The sequence below is a fragment of the Pantoea sp. Sc1 genome (genome assembly GCF_000255315.1).
GTDB lineage: Bacteria > Pseudomonadota > Gammaproteobacteria > Enterobacterales > Enterobacteriaceae > Pantoea > Pantoea anthophila.
In genome coordinates, this window is sequence record NZ_AJFP01000001.1 from 326,478 (window position 1) to 345,206 (window position 18,729).

Here is an 18,729-nt window from a genome sequence, read left to right on the forward strand (position 1 = left end):
CCCGGCGCCGGGTAAGCACAGCAGATGACAGCAGAAAACGGGGCTTTATTATGCCCCGCCAGTAAAAAAATCGGCTATCCGAGATATCCGATTTTTGCTCTTCTGCTGATGCTGCCGTTGCGCTTCAGGCTATTTTACGGCCACCGGCCACTGACTCAGGCGGATGCCGCGCTTGTCCGCGTTGTCGCCAAAATCTTTCAGCACCGCTTTCACATCGGGATCGATATATTCCGCATTGTCATTATCGATAATCACCACGCTGTTCTCCGGGATCTCATCCAGCAATCCCTGCAGCTTTGGGTTGTGCATGAAAGTCAGGTTCTGCTGAAAGCGCAGGACGTAGTGGTCGTCATAACGGGTAAGCTGCAGCGCGTTGCGATGGCTTTTATAGATGCTGTAGAGGATCTGCGTGGCGATACCGATGCCGATACCGACCAGCATCCCCAGCGTAATAATGCCGACGATGGTCGCCAGGAACGGCACGTACTGCTGGGCCCCCATCCGGAACTGTTCGACAAAGAGTTTAGGGGTCGCCAGTTTATAGCCGGTGTAGAGCAGCACCGCGGCCAGGCTGGCCAGGGGAATGGCGTTCAGCATCTCACTGAACCACATGCCGCAGATCAGCAGCAGCACACCGTGAATGAAGATGGAGAGCTTTGTCTGCGCCCCCGCGCTGACGTTGACCGAACTGCGCACAATCACCGCCGTTATCGGCATTGCGCCCAGAAAACCGGCGGTCAGATTACCGATACCCTGAGCGAACATCTCTTTGTTGGGCGACGGCGCGGGCGTCTGCGGACGCAGCTTTTTCAGCGCTTCCTGACTCAGCAGGGTTTCCAGGCTGGCAACCAGAGCCAGCGTCACGGCGACGACCCAGACCTGCGGATTCTGCCAGGCCATCCAGTCAGGCGTTTCCAGCTCAGCCACCAGCGCAGAGACGCTGTCGAAGGCGGGCAGCGAGATGCGTGCCAGCCCCTGCGCCATCTCCGGAAACAGCCTTCCGCCTGCCACCGTGGCGACGCAGCCAACCAGCACCGCAATCAGCGGCCCGGGGATCCACGCCAGCGCCTTAATGCGTTTGATCGGGGCGGTTGTCCAGAGGCATAGAATGGCTAAACCGACCGCCGCCACGACAATCGACGGCAGTGAGAAGGTCATCTGCCCATTCACCAGCGAAACCAGCTCCGCATCGCCCGCCGCGCCCAGCGCCACCGGGATCTGCTGCATGATCAGCAGCAGGCCAATCGCCGCCAGCATGCCTTTAATCACACTGCCCGGCACCAGCGAGATAAACCGTCCGGCGCGCAGCAGACCCAACAGGCACTGCAATGCCCCGGCAATAATCAGCGCGGTGAGGAAGGCGGAGAAGCTGCCCAGCGTCGCCATCGAGGCGACAACGATAGTGACCAGCCCCGCCGCCGGACCGCTGACGGCAAAGCGCGAGGGACTTAACGAGGTGACGACCAGACCGCCAATCACCCCGGTCAGCAGACCGGCAAACGGCGGCAGCCCGCTGGCCTGAGCGATACCCAGACAGAGCGGTAAAGCCACCAGGAAAACCACCAGACCTGCCGGGATGTCGCGGCGCAGGGTATCAGAATTCATCATGAAGGCTCCTCTGAAGATTGATGAATCAGCTCTTTGAGATGGCCGGAGCGCAGGTCATAAACACAACCAAACACCTCCAGTTCCTGGCCCGATTGCCAGATTTGCCTGACCGGCTCAGACTTCACCAGCCTGGCGAATTGCGCTTTAACGTTGGCTTCAACCAGCCGATCGCGTTGTTCATCGGGGGTCGCGTCTGCTGGCCCTTCCTCGGCCAGCCCCTGCTGAATGTCATCACGCAGCCGCTGAATACGCCTTCCCAGTGCGGTGTCCTGCCCTTCCAGCACGCTGCCTGGCAGGTTCTGTGCGGCTTCAACCCCGCCGCAGCCGTAGTGGCCGCTGAGCACGATGCGTTTCACGTTGAGAAAGAAGAGCGCGTATTGCAGCACGCTCAGCAGATTGTCATCCTCCTCCAGCACCATGTTGGCGATATTGCGATGCACAAAGAGTTCGCCTGGGTGGGAGCCGGTCAGCACTTCGGCCGGAACACGGCTGTCTGAACAGCCAATCCAGAGCGAGTGCGGTTTTTGCTGATGAAGGGATTTTTTGAAATAGTCTGGATTACGCTGGCGGCGCTGTAATGCCCAACTGCGATTTTTCGCTAATAAGGGTTTAAGTGTCGTCACATTCATCTTCTCTCTACTACCGGGATGTCGCATCCTGGCTGATCACAAAGTGTATCGGCTCACAAATAGCGTGAGAGCCGCCAGGTAAATAAGAACAAGGTCACAGAAAAAGGTTATAGACGTTAACCATTGCCAATGCACGAGCAATATTTCACAACGCTTTAACATGGCGTGATTTGTCAATTAAACGTCAGCAAAAGTCAGAGGAAAGTAAATTTAATTCAGCAGGAGAAAAATGAGGAAACATAAGCAGCGCAGATTAAGGCAAGATATATCAGGTAGTTAAAAACTTTAAAATAAAAGACTTAATTTATTGCTGACAAATAAATACAAACACTAACCGCATGGCTTTTTCTTGCCCTGCCCGTTCGCCCCACTTTTACCAGGATTACTCTTAATTAAAAAATTAACCATTAGCACAATCAACCATCTTAATAGCAGAGAGCCAGTTAAATACGCCTGCTTTGAGATAAGAATAAAGCGAGAGATGATTAATTTAATTCGCAGCAAAATAGTGACAGCTGAAAGTAAATCAGGACCAGAATTTAACAGAGCCTGAACGGGTCAGGCTCTTTTTCTTGACGAATTATTTACCGTTCCAGCTTTGCAGGCGCGATTCCCGCACGGAGAGCTGCTGTTCCGGCGTCAGCTTATTGTAATTCTCCGCCATACCGCTCTCCCAGTCGCCGTAAAGCGGGTTCGGCAGCACGATGAACTGCGTGCCAAACTGCTGATGATTGAGATTCACAAAATCGCGACGCTGCTGATTGCCCTGATGCCAGGTCGCCCCGCCGAAATCGTTGAGGTTATCGCCCACGTAGAGCACCACGTTGTAGCCCGCATTTTTGATGGCATCGAAACGCGCCTGCTTGTTGGAGCTGTCGGTATTCAGACGCACCGTTTTTTCACTGACGTCAGGAAAACCGAGCTGCTGCATATTCGCCACCGTGGCGGCGTAATCTTTCTGATCGCGGTTCGACACGTAGAACAGCGTGCCGCCGTTCTGGGTGACGTGGCGTGCAAACTCAACCGCGCCGGGCACCGCTTTCGCCTGTCGCGCCTGGGTCCAGGCTGACCAGCTCTTGCTGCTGAACGGCTGACCGTTTTTCGCCTGCCAGGCGCTGTAGGCGCTGTTATCCAGCATGGTTTCGTCCAGATCGACAATTACGGCTTTCGGTTTGCCGGTCAGCGACGGCGCCTGATCGAACGCCATGCGTGCGGTGTTGAATGCCTGCCAGGTCAGCGCCTGATATTCGCCGGACTGCTGGAACCAGTTGACCGCCAGCACCGACTGCTGCCCGAGCTGCTGCTGAGCGCTCTGATGTGACGAGGAGGCGCAGCCGGTCAGCAGCAGGGCAACCAGTCCGGAGGCGGCAAGTTTTGCGGAGGTTTTCATCATTTCATCCTTAAGGTGAGAAAGGGCTGAGGAGACGCTTCAAAAATGTAGCAGTTAACGTAAGCTGTTGGCAGCCCAATGCACGCTGTTATCACAGGAGATTCCTATGGCCGTTATCCCGCGCTCGCCGTTGCTCGACTCGCTGGACTGGGTGGATTATGCCTTTCAGCCCGCCGGTGAGCCACCGCCCGCCGACGGCGCCTGGGGGCATCAGCGCCACAGTGCCACGGTCGTCTTCGACGTCGAAAACACCCCATCCAAAAGCTGCGAGTCGGATGGCATTATCAGCAGCGGGACGCGCCCGGTGGCGGTGTATACCGCTGACTGCCTGCCGGTGCTGATCGCCGATCCTCAGCAGCGCATCGTGGCGGCGGTGCATGCCGGACTGAAAGGCACGCTGGCGGGCGTGCTGATCCGCGCCGTGGAAAAACTGTGCGAACAGGGTAGCGAGCCAGAGAATCTGCTGGTGGCGATCGGTCCGGCACTCGGCCCGTGCTGTTATGAGCTGGCCGAACCTCAGCTGGCGGAGATCGCCCGGAATCCGGCGCTGGCCCGCGGGCTGCGCTGGCACAGGCAGCAGCCGGTCAATGGTGAGGCTCAGCGCCCGCAGGCGACGGCGCGTCAGCAGGGTCTCTGGTTCGATCTGCCGGCTCTGGCAACGCAGATGCTGGTCGATGCGGGCGTTCCGGCTGCGCAGATCGATAATGTCGGCGTCTGCACCTACTGTATGGCCGAGGGCGGTTCAAGCTACCGCTTCAACACCCATACGGGCAGCGGCTATCACTCCCGCTACTCCTGGATCCGGCGGCGATAATCGCGCCCGCCCTGAAAATCGGCCACGGCGGACGCACGGCCTGTCGCGGCTGATGTTGATTTCACTCACACCCTGACACTCTTTCACTTTTTTTTAACACAGAAATGACTAGAGTTAACTCATCCGACCACTTTATCGTGAGTGATGATCATGGCCGTCCATTCCGACTATCCCACGCTGTTCAGGCCGCTGGACCTGGGTTTTACCCGACTGAAAAACCGTTTCCTGATGGGCTCCATGCACACCGGCCTGGAAGAGCACCCGGATGGCGCAGCCCGGCTGGCGGCTTTCTATGGCGAGCGCGCGCGCGAAGGCGTCGCGCTGATTGTCACCGGCGGCATTGCCCCTAATGCGCAGGGCGTCACCACCGCCCACGGCGCGATGCTGACAGAGGAGGCGCAGTGTCACTGGCACCGGCAGATTACCGATGCCGTTCATCAGCATCAGGGCAAAATCGCCCTGCAGATCCTGCATACCGGCCGTTACAGCTATCAGCCCGATCTGGTCGCGCCCTCAGCCCTTCAGGCGCCGATCAATCCGTTTACGCCCCAGGCGATGAGCGAGGCGGCGATTGAACAGACTATTGATGACTTTGCGCGCTGCGCCCGCCTGGCCCGCCAGGCCGGCTACGACGGCGTGGAGATCATGGGCTCTGAAGGCTACCTGATTAATCAGTTCCTGGTGAAGCACACCAATCAGCGCAGCGACCGCTGGGGCGGCGACTTCCGCCAGCGAATGCAGTTTGCCCTCGCAGTCACCCGCGCGGTGCGTGCCGCTACCGGCGACCGTTTTATCATTATCTTCCGGCTGTCGATGCTCGATCTGATCAAAGAGGGCAGCACGCTGGAGGAGACGCTGCTGCTGGCGGGCGAGCTGGAGCAGTGTGGAGTCACGCTGTTCAATACCGGTATCGGCTGGCATGAAGCGCGCATCCCGACCATCGCCACCTGCGTGCCGCGCGCGGCCTTTGCCTGGGTCACGCAGCGCCTGCGTGCTCACGTGTCGGTGCCGGTCATCGCCACTAACCGCATCAACCACCCCGCCGTCGCCGAAGAGCTGCTGCAGTCAGGCTGCGCCGATATGGTGTCGATGGCGCGCCCTTTCCTCGCCGATGCCGCCTTTGTCAGCAAAGCGCAGCGCGGCGAACCGGACAGCATTAACACCTGCATCGCCTGTAATCAGGCCTGCCTTGACCAGGTGTTCGCCGGAAAGATCACCTCCTGCCTGGTCAATCCGCGCGCCTGCCACGAGTCGCTGATGCCGGTGATCCCCAGTCGCGCTCCGCGCAGGCTGGCGGTGGTCGGGGGTGGCCCGGCCGGAATGGCCTTTGCCCTGCAGGCGGCCGGGCGCGGACATCAGGTGACGCTGTATGAAGCCGCCGCCGATATCGGCGGCCAGTTCAATATTGCCCGGCTGATCCCCGGCAAAGCGGAGTTCAGTGAAACCCTGCGCTATTTCCGCCACCAGCTGGCGGCCGCCGGGGTGACGGTCAGGACCGGCTGCCGGGTCACGGCCGAGGGGCTGGGTGATGCCGATGAGGTGGTGCTGGCCACCGGCATTCAGCCACGCACGCCGGATATTCCGGGCATCGATCACCCCAGCGTCCTGAGCTACCTTGAGGTGCTGCGCGATGGGCGTCCGGTGGGGAAAAGCGTGGCGATTATCGGAGCCGGTGGCATCGGTTTTGATGTGGCTGAGTTTCTGTCGCAGCCTTCGCATGACGCGGATCGCGCGGCCTTTTACGCTGAGTGGGGTATCGATCAGAGCCTGACGCAGCGCGGCGGTGTGGTGGCCCCCGAGCCGCCCGCCGCATTACGGCAGATCTGGCTGCTGCAGCGCCGCACAGGCAAACCCGGCGCCGGGCTGGCAAAAACCACCGGCTGGATCCACCGGGCCAGTCTGCAGGCGCGCGGCGTGGAGATGTGGGGCGGCGTGGAGTATCTGGCGATTGACGATCGCGGGCTGCACCTGCGGCGCAACGGTGAAACCCTGCTGCTGGCGGTCGATAATGTGATTATCTGCGCCGGACAGGAGCCGCAGCGCGAACTGGAAGCGGCGCTGCGTGCACGGGGACAGAAGGTGACGGTGATCGGCGGTGCCGATGTGGCGCAGGAACTGGATGCGCGCCGCGCCATCGCACAGGCGACCGCGCTGGCGCTGCGTGTCTGACTAGCGCATTTTCACTGCGCGCAGCACTACAAACTTCTGGTTAGAGGCGACCAGCGTGCAGTTGCCGAACAGCTTTTTCAGCTTCTGGTGATAGTCGAGGTGGCGGTTGCCGACGATGCGCAATTCGCCGCCATATTGCAGACAGCGTTTGGCATCACGGAACATCTGCCACGCCAGGTGATCGGTGACGGCGTGCTGCTGGTGAAACGGCGGGTTGCACAGCACCGCGTGCAGCCGGTCCGAGGGATAGCCGCTCAGCACGTTGTTGACCAGGAACTGACAGCGTGACAGATCCTCCGGACGGTTCACTTCCACGTTAAGCTGGCTGGAGGCGACCGCCATGTAGGACTCATCCAGAAAATGCACCTCAGCCTGTGGGTTCTGTGCCAGCGCCATCAGCCCCACCACGCCGTTACCGCAGCCCAGATCGACAATCTCGCCTTCGATATTTTCCGGCAGATGCTGCACAAACAGGCGTGCGCCGATATCCAGCGAGCTGCGTGAGAAAACGTTGGCGTAGTTGTGGATCTGATAAGGGGTGCCATCCAGCGGCCAGACCTCCGTGGGACGGGCTTCGCGCAGGGCAGGCTGGCTGAACTGACTGAAGATCAGCCGCGCTTTTTTCCACGCCAGCGAGGTTTTCGTCTCGCCGATGATCTGTTCAAACAGCTGCAGGGTGGAGTTATGGATCTCTTTGGCGCGGGCCGCCGCCAGAATCACCGTCTCCGGCGTCACCACTTCACGAATCGCGCGCAGCTGATGCTCCAGCAGCGCCAGCGTCTTCGGCACTTTAATCAGCACCGCTGCCGGGGAAGCAGGCAGCGCCGCCAGGCTGTCAATAAAGTGGACGTCGCTGTCATCCATCCCGTTGAAAGAGAGGTTCTGCCGGGCGGCCTGCTGGCTCAGCCAGGAGTCGCTGACGTGCCAGACGGGACGCGGATTGAGACCACAGGTTAAGGCACCAAAACTGTCGTTGAATACCAGCACCGGCCCCTCTGGCAGCGCCTGCTGCAACAGATACTCATCAGCCGCATCCCAGGCTTGTAATGGACTTTCGTCACGCATCTGCGGGAAGCGATGCAGGATCAGTGTGCGATCGTTCAGTTCAAGTTGGCTCATGAATTCTCCGGCGTGGTACACTTTGATTAATTTTCGCCCCGATAAAAAGGGCGCGCAGTATACTCTTTTTCGCCTGGAATCCCTAATGTCCTCACTCATCTACCTTCAGGGTTATCCTGCTCCCCTTCTTGAGCAGGTGCAGACCCTGATTACCCATCAGCGCTTAGGCGCGTTTCTGCAGGAGCGCTATCCCGATACCCACGATGTCGTGAGCGATAAGGCGCTTTATGACTACACCCAGGCGCTGAAAAACCGCTTTATGCGCAACGCGCCGCCGATCAGTAAGGTGGTGTGGGACAACAAAATTAAAGTGATGAAGCACGCGCTGGGGCTGCACACCGCCATCTCGCGCGTGCAGGGCGGCAAACTGCGGGCAAAAGCGGAAATCCGTATCTCCACCTTTTTCCGCCTCGCGCCGGAGCCTTTTCTGCGCATGATCGTGGTGCATGAGCTGGCTCACCTGAAAGAGAAAGATCACGATAAGGCGTTTTACCAGCTCTGCTGCCATATGGAGCCGGATTACCACCAGCTCGAATTTGATGCGCGGCTCTGGATGACCGACCAGGCGATGCGCGGCAACGCGGCTTAAAGAAACTCCTGCGCTTTCTGGATCAGACTGGTTTTGGTCAGCGCGCCCTCAAAATGGCGCTCAGCAGGATTGTTCAGCACCGGCAACCGCTCCAGCGTGACGGCGGCAAAGGCTTCCCACCCTTCACGCATGCTCTGGTTCTGATAGATCACCGGGAAATCCTGATCCATCACGCACTGCACCGGCGAGTCGAGGGTGATCTCCTGCGCCAGCACCCGGCGTGAAATCTCATGAATGGAGACCACGCCGAGGAAAGCCCCCTCAGCGTTGATCACATAGACGTAGCGTTCGCGCTTCAGTGAACTGACCGCCAGCGCCTGCCCCACCGACGCTTCCGGCTGCAACGCCGCGCCGGGAATAATCAGCTCGGCAATGCGCATGTTATCGAAATCATATTTCGCTTCTGAACGGGTGAAGTGATGGCTTACTACCGGGTAGGTGCTGGCCGATTGCAGCCGATAGACCACCATGGAGGCCAGCACCGTGGCGATCATCAGCGGAAACAGCAGGCTGCTGTTGAGGGTCATCTCCAGCACCATCAGCATCGCCATCAGCGGGGCCTGGCTGACCGCCGCCAGCACCGCCGCCATGCCAATAGCGGCATAGAGCAGCACATTGCCGAGCGGCAGATGCAGCATCGCCCCCAGCGTCGCCAGGATCACGCCGAGCAGCGCGCCAATCAGCAGTGACGGCGTAAACAGCCCGCCGACCGCATTCGAGCCCACCGAGAGGCTGGTGGCAACGGTTTTCAGCAGCAGCAGCAGCAGCAGGCCCGGCAGCAGATAGTGGCCCGCCATCACCTTCACAATCACTTCGTAGCCGTTGCCGAGAATATCGGTTGAGAGCAGTGCCAGTAAGCCCACGGCCAGTCCGCCTGCACCGAGGCGCAGCGGCAGGGAGGCGACCCGGCTGAACAGCGCTTTACTGCGGGCAATGCACTTAATCAGCAGCCAGCCCGCCAGCCCGGCGCACAAACCAATCAGTACCGTCATCAGCAGGCTGCTGAGATCCATGGCAAAGTTCGCCTCCGCCAGCGGGTAGAGCGCGCTGCGAAAGCCCAGCGTCCACATGGTCATCACCGCCGTGGCGGAGGCGATAATCAGCGGGATCAGCCGCTGCAGGGCGGAGATGCCGAAGGCGATTTCGGCGACGAAGATCGCCGAAGCCAGCGGCGCATGGTAGACCGATGAAAGCCCCGCCGCCGCCGCCATCGCCACCACGTCACTGTTTTTCAGATTAAGCGAGGCGGGCAGCAGGCGGCCAATCGCGCTGCCGCACAGCGCCGAAAGCTGCACCATCGGCCCCTCTTTCCCTATCGACGCGCCGCTGCCGATACTGGCGATGGAGGACAAGGCGCGGAATAGTGAGGTTCGGGTCGGCACCGCATCGAGCCGGGCATTGATCACCTCAAGATAGTCGGTTTTCACCGTCTGCTGCTGCTCAATGGCGACCGCATAACGCAGAAAAAAGCCCGCCAGCACACCACCAGCCCCCACCAGCAGCGGCCAGAAAATCCACGGCCAGAGCGGCAGTAACCCGCTAATCTCCCCGCTGCGGGCAAACAGCAGATGGTTGATCAGTTCAATCACGCCGCGAAAAGCCAGCGTCACCAGCGATGCGGCACATCCGACCGGAATGGCGATCAACAGTGTGGTCCAGTTTAATGCGTGCTTACTTGCTTTCACCTGCGCTCCCTGGTTGGTGCCTGACATTCATCGCTCCCGCATAGTATTGGAATCGGGATCGCAGGATCAATCCCTGCCCGCCCCTCCCCATTGCACCGCGCCGGAGAGATGTTACTCTGCCGCTTTACCGCTGCCGGAGAGAAAACGTGATTCGTTTTGCCATTGTGGGAACAAACTGGATAACACGCCAGTTTATTGATGCCGCGCATGAAACCGGCGGGATGCAACTCTGTGCGGTCTATTCGCGCAGTCAGCAGCAGGCGGACGCCTTTATCGCCGACTATCCCTGCCAGGCAACCTTTACCTCGCTGGAGGCCCTGGCCGCCAGCCCGGCGATCGATGCGGTCTATCTTGCCAGCCCTAACGCCCTGCACTGCCAGCAGGCACTGCTGTTTATGTCGCACGGCAAGCATGTCATCTGTGAAAAGCCGCTGGCTTCCAATCTGGCCGAGGCGGAGCAGATGATCGCCTGCGCCCGGGAACATCAGGTGGTGCTGTTTGAGGCGTTCAAAACAGCCAGCCTGCCCAATTTCCTGCATTTAAAAGCGGCGCTGCCCGCCGTGGGGCGGATGCGGAAAGCCCTGCTGAGTTACTGTCAGTATTCATCGCGCTACCCGCGCTATCTCAATGGTGAAAACCCCAACACCTTTGATCCGCGCTGGTCGAACGGCTCAATCATGGATATCGGTTATTACTGCCTGGCCTCGGCGGTGGCACTGTGGGGCGCGCCGCAGCGGGTGCAGGCCAGCGCCACGCTGCTTGAGAGTAGTGTGGACGGACATGGGGTGGTGGTGCTCGACTACGGCGATTTTGACGTGACGATTCTGCACTCGAAAGTCAGTGACTCCAGCCTGCCCAGCGAGATTCAGGGAGAAGCCGGATCGCTGCTTATTGAGAAGTTATCGGAGTGTCAGCAGCTGACCTTTATGCCCCGCGGCGGAGAAAAGCAGGTGTTAAGTCAGCCGCAGCATAGCAACACGATGCGTTATGAGGCGGCCGAATTTGCCCGGCTGGTGGCGCAGCGTCAGGTGGCGCATCCCGGGCTTGCGATCTCACGCACCACGGCGGCACTGCTGACTGAAATCCGTCGACAGACCGGTGTTATCTTCCCGGCCGATCGGGCGGTTGTGTAAATATTTCTAAATATGTCTGCGAGCTGTTGCTTCCTGGGCGGTGAAACCGTAACGTAGCTTTCTGCAAAGGGGAGTAACTTGTAATCTGATTGATCGTCACTACGTTGCGCAAGCATCCGGTCGTCAGGCAACCCGGAATCGATTTCTGTGTTGTAAGTGAGACCTTGCCGGAAGGCGAGGTTTGCTTACACAAAAATAAGCGGCTGATGTCTTCTGACTTCAGCCGTTTTTTTATTTTTCAGACAGGATACGAATATGCAAACTGTGGGGACACCTTTACTCTGGGGCAGCTTTGCGGTTGTGGTGCTTATCATGCTGGCTATCGACCTGCTGTTGCAGGGACGCCGCGGCGCGCAGACCATGTCTTTCAAACAGGCGGCAATCTGGTCGCTGATCTGGGTTTCCGTCTCACTGCTGTTCAGCGCCGCTTTCTGGTGGTATCTGGAAGGCAGCGCAGGACGCGAAGTGGCAAACACCCAGACGCTCGCCTTCCTGACCGGTTACGTGCTGGAAAAAGCACTGGCGGTGGATAACGTCTTTGTCTGGCTGATGCTCTTCAGCTACTTCTCTATTCCGGCCAACCTGCAGCGTCGCGTGCTGATCTACGGGGTATTAGGCGCTATCGTGCTGCGTACCATCATGATCTTCGCCGGTAGCTGGCTGGTGACCCAGTTCAGCTGGATCCTCTATGTGTTCGGTGCCTTCCTGCTGTTTACCGGGGTGAAAATGGCGCTTGCGAAAGAGGATGATGGCGCAGTAGGCGACAAGCCGGTGGTGCGCTGGCTGCGTAAGCATCTGCGCATGACGGACGATCTCGACGGTGAGAAGTTCTTTACCCGCAAAAACGGCGTGCTGTTTGCGACACCGCTGCTGCTGGTGCTGATCATGGTGGAGCTCAGCGACGTGATCTTTGCGGTCGACAGTATTCCGGCGATCTTCGCCGTCACCACCGACCCGTTCATCGTCCTGACCTCCAACCTGTTTGCCATTCTGGGTCTGCGTGCCATGTACTTCCTGCTGGCGAATGTGGCAGAGCGCTTCTCGATGCTGAAGTATGGCCTGGCGATTGTGCTGGTGTTCATCGGCTTTAAGATGCTGATTGTCGACCTCTACCACATCCCGGTCGGCATCTCGCTGAGTGTGGTCGGTCTCATTCTGGCATCAACCCTGCTGATTAATGCCTGGGTTAACCGCAAAAGAGACCAGAAAAAGCTCGCACCATAATTACCTGCGGGGGCAGCGGATGCCCCTGTTTTATTTTGTGGCAGCCTGCCGCGCCGTTTCATCCCTCTGTCACACTTCCGCTATCCAGCATAATAAAAATCCGACGCGCGCCACAGCGGCAGAACTTTCTCTTTTCTCGTCCGATCTTTTCCTTATACTCCGCCGGGCAAACCGTTTTAGCCGATGCAAAACATCGCGCCTGAAACTACATTCGCGACAAAATATAGAAACTATTATGCAGAAAACTCTCTCCGCACGTCTGGGTACGCTGCTCGCCGGTAGCCTGGTGAAGCAAATCATGATTGGGCTGGTCGCCGGTGTCGCGCTCGCCTGGATCTCACACGATGCCGCGTTAGCGGTCGGCCTGCTGGGCGAACTGTTTGTCAGTGCGCTGAAAGCGGTGGCCCCCTTACTGGTTCTGGTGCTGGTCATCGCCTCGATTGCGAACCACCAGCAGGGCCAGAAAACCAATATCCGGCCGATTATCATGCTCTACCTGCTGAGCACCTTTTTTGCGGCAGTGGTCGCGGTGCTGTTCAGCCATCTGATCCCGCAGACGCTGACGCTGGCGGTCGGGAGTACCGAAATCGTTCCCCCTTCCGGCATCACGGAAGTCCTGCACGGGCTGCTGATGAGCATGGTGTCGAATCCGATCACCGCGCTGATGCAGGCGAACTATATCGGTATTCTGGTGTGGGCGATTGGTCTGGGTCTGGCGTTCCGTCACAGCAGTGACACCACCGGCGCCTTTCTTAATGACGCGTCCGAAGCCGTGACCTGGCTGGTGCGCTGCGTCATCCGCTGTGCGCCTGTCGGTATTTTCGGTCTGGTGGCGTCAATTCTGGCCTCCACCGGCTTTGGTGCGCTGTGGCAGTATGCGCATCTGCTGGCGCTGCTGCTGGGCTGTATGGTGCTGATGGCACTGGTGGTGAACCCGCTGCTGGTGTTCTGGAAGATCCGCCGTAACCCTTATCCGCTGGTCTTCACCTGCCTGCGCGAAAGTGGCGTCACCGCCTTCTTTACCCGCAGTTCTGCCGCCAACATTCCGGTGAATATGGCGCTGGCGAAACGTCTGAAGCTGGATGAGGATACCTATTCGGTGTCGATTCCGCTGGGCGCGACCATCAGTATGGCGGGCGCGTCAATCACCATTACCGTGCTGACGCTGGCGGCGGTGCATACGCTGGGGATCAGCATTGATGTGCCGACTGCCATTCTGCTGAGTCTGGTGGCCTCCCTCTGTGCCTGTGGCGCATCGGGTGTGGCGGGCGGTTCGCTGCTGCTGATCCCGGTGGCCTGCAACATGTTTGGTATTCCGAATGACCTGGCAATGCAGGTGGTGGCTGTCGGCTTTATTATCGGCGTCCTGCAGGATTCGGCAGAAACCGCGCTGAACTCGTCAACGGATATTCTGTTTACCGCCGCTGTCTGTCAGGCAGAAGCGGAGCGCGAAACCAGCCGGGCTTAAGATCGTTATCACCGTCGGTTAATCCTCTGCCCTTCGCGAATGGCAGAGTCCGATCGCAAAGTCGCTTTACGCATCCCTGCTCGCTCGGCCCGCGCCTTCCCTGGCGCGGGACGCTTTGCTCTTCGGACTCAGCCATCCGCTCTCTGAGCTTTTGAGCGTTCTGAACGATCAGGATCGCTTGTTGATTTCAGAGCGTCACCCCGCTTTTGAAAATCGCCAGCTCGCGGAAGTCGTTCTTTTCGTTGTTGGTGGGCTGACCGCTGGCAATCGCCACGATGGTATCGACAAAATCTTCCAGCATCGCCTCCATGCTCATTCCCTCAATCAGCCGTCCGGCATTAAAGTCGATCCAGTGCGGTTTTTTCTCCGCCAGCGGCGTATTCGTTGCCAGTTTCACCGTAGGCACAAACCCCCCATAGGGCGTGCCGCGTCCGGTACTGAACAGCACCATGTGGCATCCGGCACCCGCCAGGGCGCTGGTGGCGACCGCATCGTTGCCCGGTGCACTCAACAGATTCAGCCCCGGTGTGGTTAACCGCTCGCCATATTTCAGGACATCGACCACCTGGCTCTGCCCCGCTTTCTGGGTGCACCCCAGCGACTTTTCCTCCAGCGTAGTAATGCCACCCGCCTTGTTGCCCGGCGAGGGGTTCTCGTAGATCGGCTGCTGGTGATCGATAAAGTACTGCTTGAAGTCATTGATCATCGCGACCGTTTTATGGAAGGTCTCCTCGTCGCGACAGCGGCTCATCAGAATCCGCTCCGCGCCAAACATCTCCGGCACCTCGGTCAGCACGGTGGTGCCGCCGTTGGCGATCATCTGGTCGGAGAAACGTCCCAGCAGCGGGTTGGCCGTGATGCCGGAGAAGCCGTCCGAGCCGCCACACTCCAGCCCGAACTTCAGCTCGCTGAGCCTGCCCGGTTCACGCCGGTCATGACGCATCTTCTGATAGAGCGCATGCAGACGTTCCAGTCCGGCTTCCACCTCATCGTCATGCTGCTGACACACCATAAATTCCACCCGGTCACTTTCAAAAGCACCGAGGGTGTCACGGAAGACATCGACCTGATTGTTCTCACACCCCAGACCAATCACCAGCACCGCGCCCGCGTTGGGATGCCGCACCATGTTTTGCAGCATGGTGCGGGTGTTGTCGTGATCCTGCCCCAGTTGCGAACAGCCAAAGGTGTGGCTGAACAGGAACGCGCCATCGATATCTTCCGCCTGCTGCGTCTCCTGCAGGAAACGCTGCAGGATCTGACGCGCAATGCCGTTGACGCAGCCGACGGTGGGCAGGATCCACAGCTCGTTGCGGATGCCGACCTCGCCACTGGCGCGCCGGTAGATCTGCACCTCCCGATCGCCACGCTGCGGCGGCAGCGTCACGACGTCGGGCTGATATGCATAGTGGTCCAGATCGCTGAGATTGGTGCGGGCATTCTGCGAGTGGATCAGCTCTCCGGCCGCCACCGGCTGCGTGGCATGGCCAATCGGCAGGCCATATTTGATCACTGGCTCATTCTGCCCGACAGGCTGCAGGGCAAATTTATGCCCGCGCCCGACGGCTTGGTGCAGCACCACACGCTGTGGTGGCAGCTCAACCGTCGCGCCCGCGGCTAAGTCACGTAACGCCACGGCGACATTGTCGCGGGGATCGATTTTAATTGCGTCTTGCATCGCGTGACCTCAGTTGACTCAGCGCCTCACGAACGCCGTGGACGGTAATGTTTTGCAGGTGCCGGGTAACCGTCTCAGCCAGCCCGGGCTGACGGGTTAAATCTTCGCCCCAGTGCTGCGCATCGCTGAGCACGTTCTCCACCAGCTGCTGCAGCGACATCGCCCCGCTCTCCTGCGCCTGCCAGGCATCGGCATAGCGCTGTAACCAGTGGGGATCATCCTGCAGCGGCCACGCTTTTCCGGCCAGCTTGCCGCGATAAAAGGCGATCAGCGCCGCCAGCGCAAAGGTAATGTGCACCGGCCACTGCCCGGTTTGCTGATGTGCGGTAAGCAGTGGTGTCAGCAGGCGGGTGCGGAATTTGGTCATGCTGTTCAGGGCAATCGACAGCAGCGCATGGCGAATAAAGGGATTACGGAAACGGCGCAGGACCGCATCGGCAAAGGCATGGAGCTCCGCAGCAGGCAGATCCAGCGTTGGGATGACATCCTCGCGCAGTAACGACGCCACAAACCCGGCGATAGCCGGATCGGCCATCGCCTCGCCCACGCTCTCCAGACCGGCCAGAAACGCCACCGGCACCATCGCGGTATGGGCACCATTCAGGATCGCCACCTTCTGCGCTTTATAGGGCGCGATGTTATCCACATGCCGCACCTGCGGCGACAGCGCCTCCAGCTTCAGTTCACTGAACAGCGCCGACGGCCCCTGAATCACAAACTGGTAGTAGACTTCGCCCGCCACCAGATAGCGATCTTCATAGCCCAGTTCGCTTTGCAGCTGCGCACTCTCCGCCGGGAACCCGGTGACGATGCGGTCGACGAGGGTGTTATAGAAAGCGCAGTGCTGATGCACCCAGCTTTTAAATTCGGTCGGCAGATGCCAGTGATCGGCGTAGCGCAGCACCTGCTCACGCAGCGTGTCGCCGTTGTGGTCAATCAGCTCGCACGGCACCACCAGCCAGCCGCGGTCGCTGGCCCCACTGAAGTGGGAGTAGCGCGCCCACAGCAGCTGCGTCAGTTTTCCCGGGAAGCTGCTGGCGGGCTGGTCGGTGAGCTGGTCCGCCTCCGCAAAGGCGATACCCGCCTCGGTGGTGTTCGAGAAAACCATGCGCAGGTCAGGATTTTGCGCCAGCGCCATAAAGTCGCCGAACTGCTGATAAGGGTGGATCTCACGGTTCAGACTGCGGATGAGACGGGTTTCGCTGACCGGCTCACCCTGCGCGTTCAGCCCGCGAATCAGCGTGGTGTAGAGTCCCTCCTGCTGATTCAGCGTATCGCTGACGTCCCGGTTACGAGGCCGCACCACCACGATCCCGGCATCGGTGCCCTGATGCTCGTTCAGCCAGTCGATCTGCCAGTCGATAAAGGCGCGCAGGAAATTGCCTTCGCCAAACTGGATCACCCGGTCACGATAGCGCGCGCCCGGAAAGTCGCGGCGGTTCAGCCTCTGCATCATCAGGCTCCCAGCTCAATGCCGAAGTAATCGCGGGCGTTGTTAAAGCAGATGTTCTGCACCATCTGCCCTAACAGGGCTTCATCGCCCGGCGCCTCACCCTGCTCTACCCAGCGACCGATCATCTGACACAGCAGGCGGCGGAAATATTCGTGGCGGGTGTAGGAGAGGAAGCTGCGGCTGTCGGTCAGCATTCCGACAAAGCGACTCAGCAGTCCGATCTGCGACAGCTGGGTCAGCTGGCGCTGCATGCCATCCAGCTGGTCGTTGAACCACCAGGCGGAGCCGAACTGCATTTTGCCCGCCTCTCCTTCACCCTGGAAGTTGCCCGCCATCGTAGCCAGCACTTCGTTGTCGCGCGGGTTCAGGCAGTAAAGAATGGTTTTCGGCAGCGCGTTATTGAGGTTCTGTGCGCCCAGCAGGCGTGCCAGCGGTTCGGCCAGCGGCTGATCGTTGATCGAGTCAAAACCGACGTCCGGCCCCAGCAGCTGATACTGACGCGGGTTCGTGTTGCGCAGCGCGCCAATGTGATACTGCTGCACCCAGCCGCGACGGGCATATTCGCTACCCAGCCAGACCAGCACTGCGGTTTTGAACTGGGCCGTCTCGTGTGGCGTGGGCGTGGTGCCGCTGCGGCGGCGCGCCAGAATGTTATCCAGCGTGACGTCATCGGCGTCGGCATAACAGACCACGTCCAGTGCGTGATCGGACACCTTACAGCCGTGCGCCGCAAAGTGATCCAGCCGCTGATGCAGCGCCCGGCGCAGGTCATCAAAACGCTGCACGCTGATGTCGGTCAGCTGCTCCAGCGCACCGATCCACGGCAGGAAGGTTTCGGCTTCAATGTTAAAGGCTTTGTCCGGCCGCCAGCTCGGCAGCACCTTCACGCTGAAGCTGGCATCTTCTGCCAGGGCGCGATGATGGCGCAGGTCATCCAGGGGATCGTCCGTGGTGCCGACCATTTTCACCTTCATCTGCTGCATGATGCCACGCGCGGTAAAGGCGTCCTGCGCCAGCAGCTCGTTGCAGCGATGCCAGATGCTGTCGGCGGTTTTTTCAGACAGCAGGGTATCGGTGATGCCGAAAGGACGACGTAGCTCCAGGTGCGTCCAGTGATAGAGCGGATTGCCGATGGTGTGCGGTACGGTCCGTGCCCACGCATCAAACTTCTCGCGATCGCTGGCGTTCCCGGTACAGAACGCCTCAGCCACACCGTTGGCGCGCATCGCCCGCCACTTGTAGTGATCGCCCTTCAGCCAGATGTCATAAAGGTTGGCAAAGCGATAATTTTCGGCAATCTGCTGCGGCGGTAAGTGGCAGTGATAGTCGAAAATCGGCTGATCCTTCGCATAGTCGTGGTAGAGACGACGGGCGAATTCACTATCCAGTAAAAAATCCTCGGTCATAAAACGCGACATAGAGACATCCTCATCAGCTGAACCACGCATGGCTCAAAGTTATCATACCAATTCTGGTCCGTGACGGAATTATTTGCGATCCTGCTCACATAAACCGCGGCCACTCACCACCTTCATGGACATTTCTGTCGCCCACAGCGCGCTAAATGGCTGTCATCTGTCAGGTTTCCAGTATCCCACAGCGCAGAAAGGGTTTTTGTGATGGCTCTCAACTTTTAAAGTTGTATAACAAGTTAGGCTCTGGCCCCATCGTGAGGTCGCAGGCGACCCACACATGGCAGGGTAAAACGGGGTTGCTGACACAGAACCTGCGGGCGTGAGCCGAGCAGTATCACGTGCTGTCCCGCTCCAG

General features: G+C 59.4%; 14 protein-coding genes. 6 read left to right on the top strand and 8 right to left on the bottom strand.

Going from position 1 to position 18,729, the window contains the following annotated elements; all coding sequences use genetic code 11:
* Positions 1–129: 129 nt before the first annotated feature.
* The 3 genes from S7A_RS01520 to S7A_RS01530 all read right to left on the bottom strand — a co-directional run bounded on the left by S7A_RS01520 (position 130) and on the right by S7A_RS01530 (position 3,627).
* A complete protein-coding gene (locus S7A_RS01520; protein ID WP_009087324.1) occupies positions 130–1,605 on the bottom strand; it encodes a SulP family inorganic anion transporter in 1,476 nt (491 codons plus the stop codon).
* Positions 1,605–2,237: a carbonic anhydrase gene (locus S7A_RS01525; RefSeq protein ID WP_033736060.1), complete on the bottom strand. Its 633-nt coding sequence runs from the start codon at positions 2,235–2,237 to the stop codon at positions 1,605–1,607. The genes S7A_RS01520 and S7A_RS01525 overlap by 1 nt, the downstream gene beginning before the upstream one ends.
* 580 nt (positions 2,238–2,817) lie before the next feature.
* A complete protein-coding gene (locus S7A_RS01530; protein WP_009087329.1) occupies positions 2,818–3,627 on the bottom strand; it encodes a 5'-nucleotidase, lipoprotein e(P4) family in 810 nt (269 codons plus the stop codon).
* Between the two features lie 106 nt (positions 3,628–3,733).
* On the opposite strand from S7A_RS01530, the gene S7A_RS01535 reads away from it, so the two are divergent.
* Complete coding sequence (locus S7A_RS01535; RefSeq protein ID WP_009087331.1) at positions 3,734–4,441, top strand: polyphenol oxidase family protein; 708 nt, start codon at positions 3,734–3,736, stop codon at positions 4,439–4,441.
* A 150-nt stretch (positions 4,442–4,591) separates the two neighbouring features.
* Positions 4,592–6,610, top strand: a complete 2,019-nt coding sequence (locus tag S7A_RS01540; RefSeq protein WP_033736462.1) for an NADPH-dependent 2,4-dienoyl-CoA reductase — start codon at positions 4,592–4,594, stop codon at positions 6,608–6,610.
* Here the strand turns inward: S7A_RS01540 and rlmG are convergent, their stop codons facing one another.
* Complete coding sequence (gene rlmG / locus S7A_RS01545) at positions 6,611–7,729, bottom strand: 23S rRNA (guanine(1835)-N(2))-methyltransferase RlmG (protein ID WP_009087335.1); 1,119 nt, start codon at positions 7,727–7,729, stop codon at positions 6,611–6,613.
* A gap of 85 nt (positions 7,730–7,814) precedes the next feature.
* Between rlmG and S7A_RS01550 the strand changes: the two genes are divergently transcribed.
* On the top strand, positions 7,815–8,318 hold the full coding sequence (locus S7A_RS01550) for a M48 family metallopeptidase (protein ID WP_009087337.1): 504 nt from the start codon (positions 7,815–7,817) through the stop codon (positions 8,316–8,318).
* Here S7A_RS01550 and S7A_RS01555 read toward each other — a convergent pair.
* Positions 8,315–10,003, bottom strand: a complete 1,689-nt coding sequence (locus S7A_RS01555) for a chloride channel protein (protein WP_033736464.1) — start codon at positions 10,001–10,003, stop codon at positions 8,315–8,317. The two genes, S7A_RS01550 and S7A_RS01555, sit on opposite strands and share 4 nt — an antisense overlap.
* Before the next feature lie 146 nt (positions 10,004–10,149).
* Between S7A_RS01555 and S7A_RS01560 the strand changes: the two genes are divergently transcribed.
* The 3 genes from S7A_RS01560 (at position 10,150) to sstT (ending at position 13,828) form a co-directional block, all read left to right on the top strand.
* Positions 10,150–11,136, top strand: a complete 987-nt coding sequence (locus S7A_RS01560; RefSeq protein ID WP_009087342.1) for a Gfo/Idh/MocA family protein — start codon at positions 10,150–10,152, stop codon at positions 11,134–11,136.
* Positions 11,137–11,391: 255 nt separating this feature from the next.
* Positions 11,392–12,360, top strand: coding sequence for a TerC family protein (locus S7A_RS01565; RefSeq protein ID WP_009087344.1), 969 nt, complete (start codon positions 11,392–11,394; stop codon positions 12,358–12,360).
* A 235-nt stretch (positions 12,361–12,595) separates the two neighbouring features.
* Positions 12,596–13,828 carry a serine/threonine transporter SstT gene (gene sstT, locus S7A_RS01570; RefSeq protein WP_009087345.1) on the top strand — a complete coding sequence of 411 codons (1,233 nt, stop codon included), beginning with the start codon at positions 12,596–12,598 and terminating at the stop codon, positions 13,826–13,828.
* 187 nt (positions 13,829–14,015) lie between these two features.
* On the opposite strand, the gene S7A_RS01575 is transcribed toward sstT, so the two are convergent.
* Genes S7A_RS01575 through uxaC form a run of 3 tightly spaced genes read right to left on the bottom strand, consistent with a single transcriptional unit; the run spans position 14,016 to position 18,377 of the window.
* Complete coding sequence (locus S7A_RS01575; RefSeq protein ID WP_009087348.1) at positions 14,016–15,506, bottom strand: UxaA family hydrolase; 1,491 nt, start codon at positions 15,504–15,506, stop codon at positions 14,016–14,018.
* A complete protein-coding gene (locus S7A_RS01580) occupies positions 15,490–16,959 on the bottom strand; it encodes a tagaturonate reductase (protein ID WP_033736465.1) in 1,470 nt (489 codons plus the stop codon). Before S7A_RS01580 ends, S7A_RS01575 begins: the two co-directional genes overlap by 17 nt.
* A 2-nt stretch (positions 16,960–16,961) precedes the next feature.
* Positions 16,962–18,377: a glucuronate isomerase gene (gene uxaC, locus S7A_RS01585; RefSeq protein ID WP_009087351.1), complete on the bottom strand. Its 1,416-nt coding sequence runs from the start codon at positions 18,375–18,377 to the stop codon at positions 16,962–16,964.
* Positions 18,378–18,729: the final 352 nt, after the last annotated feature.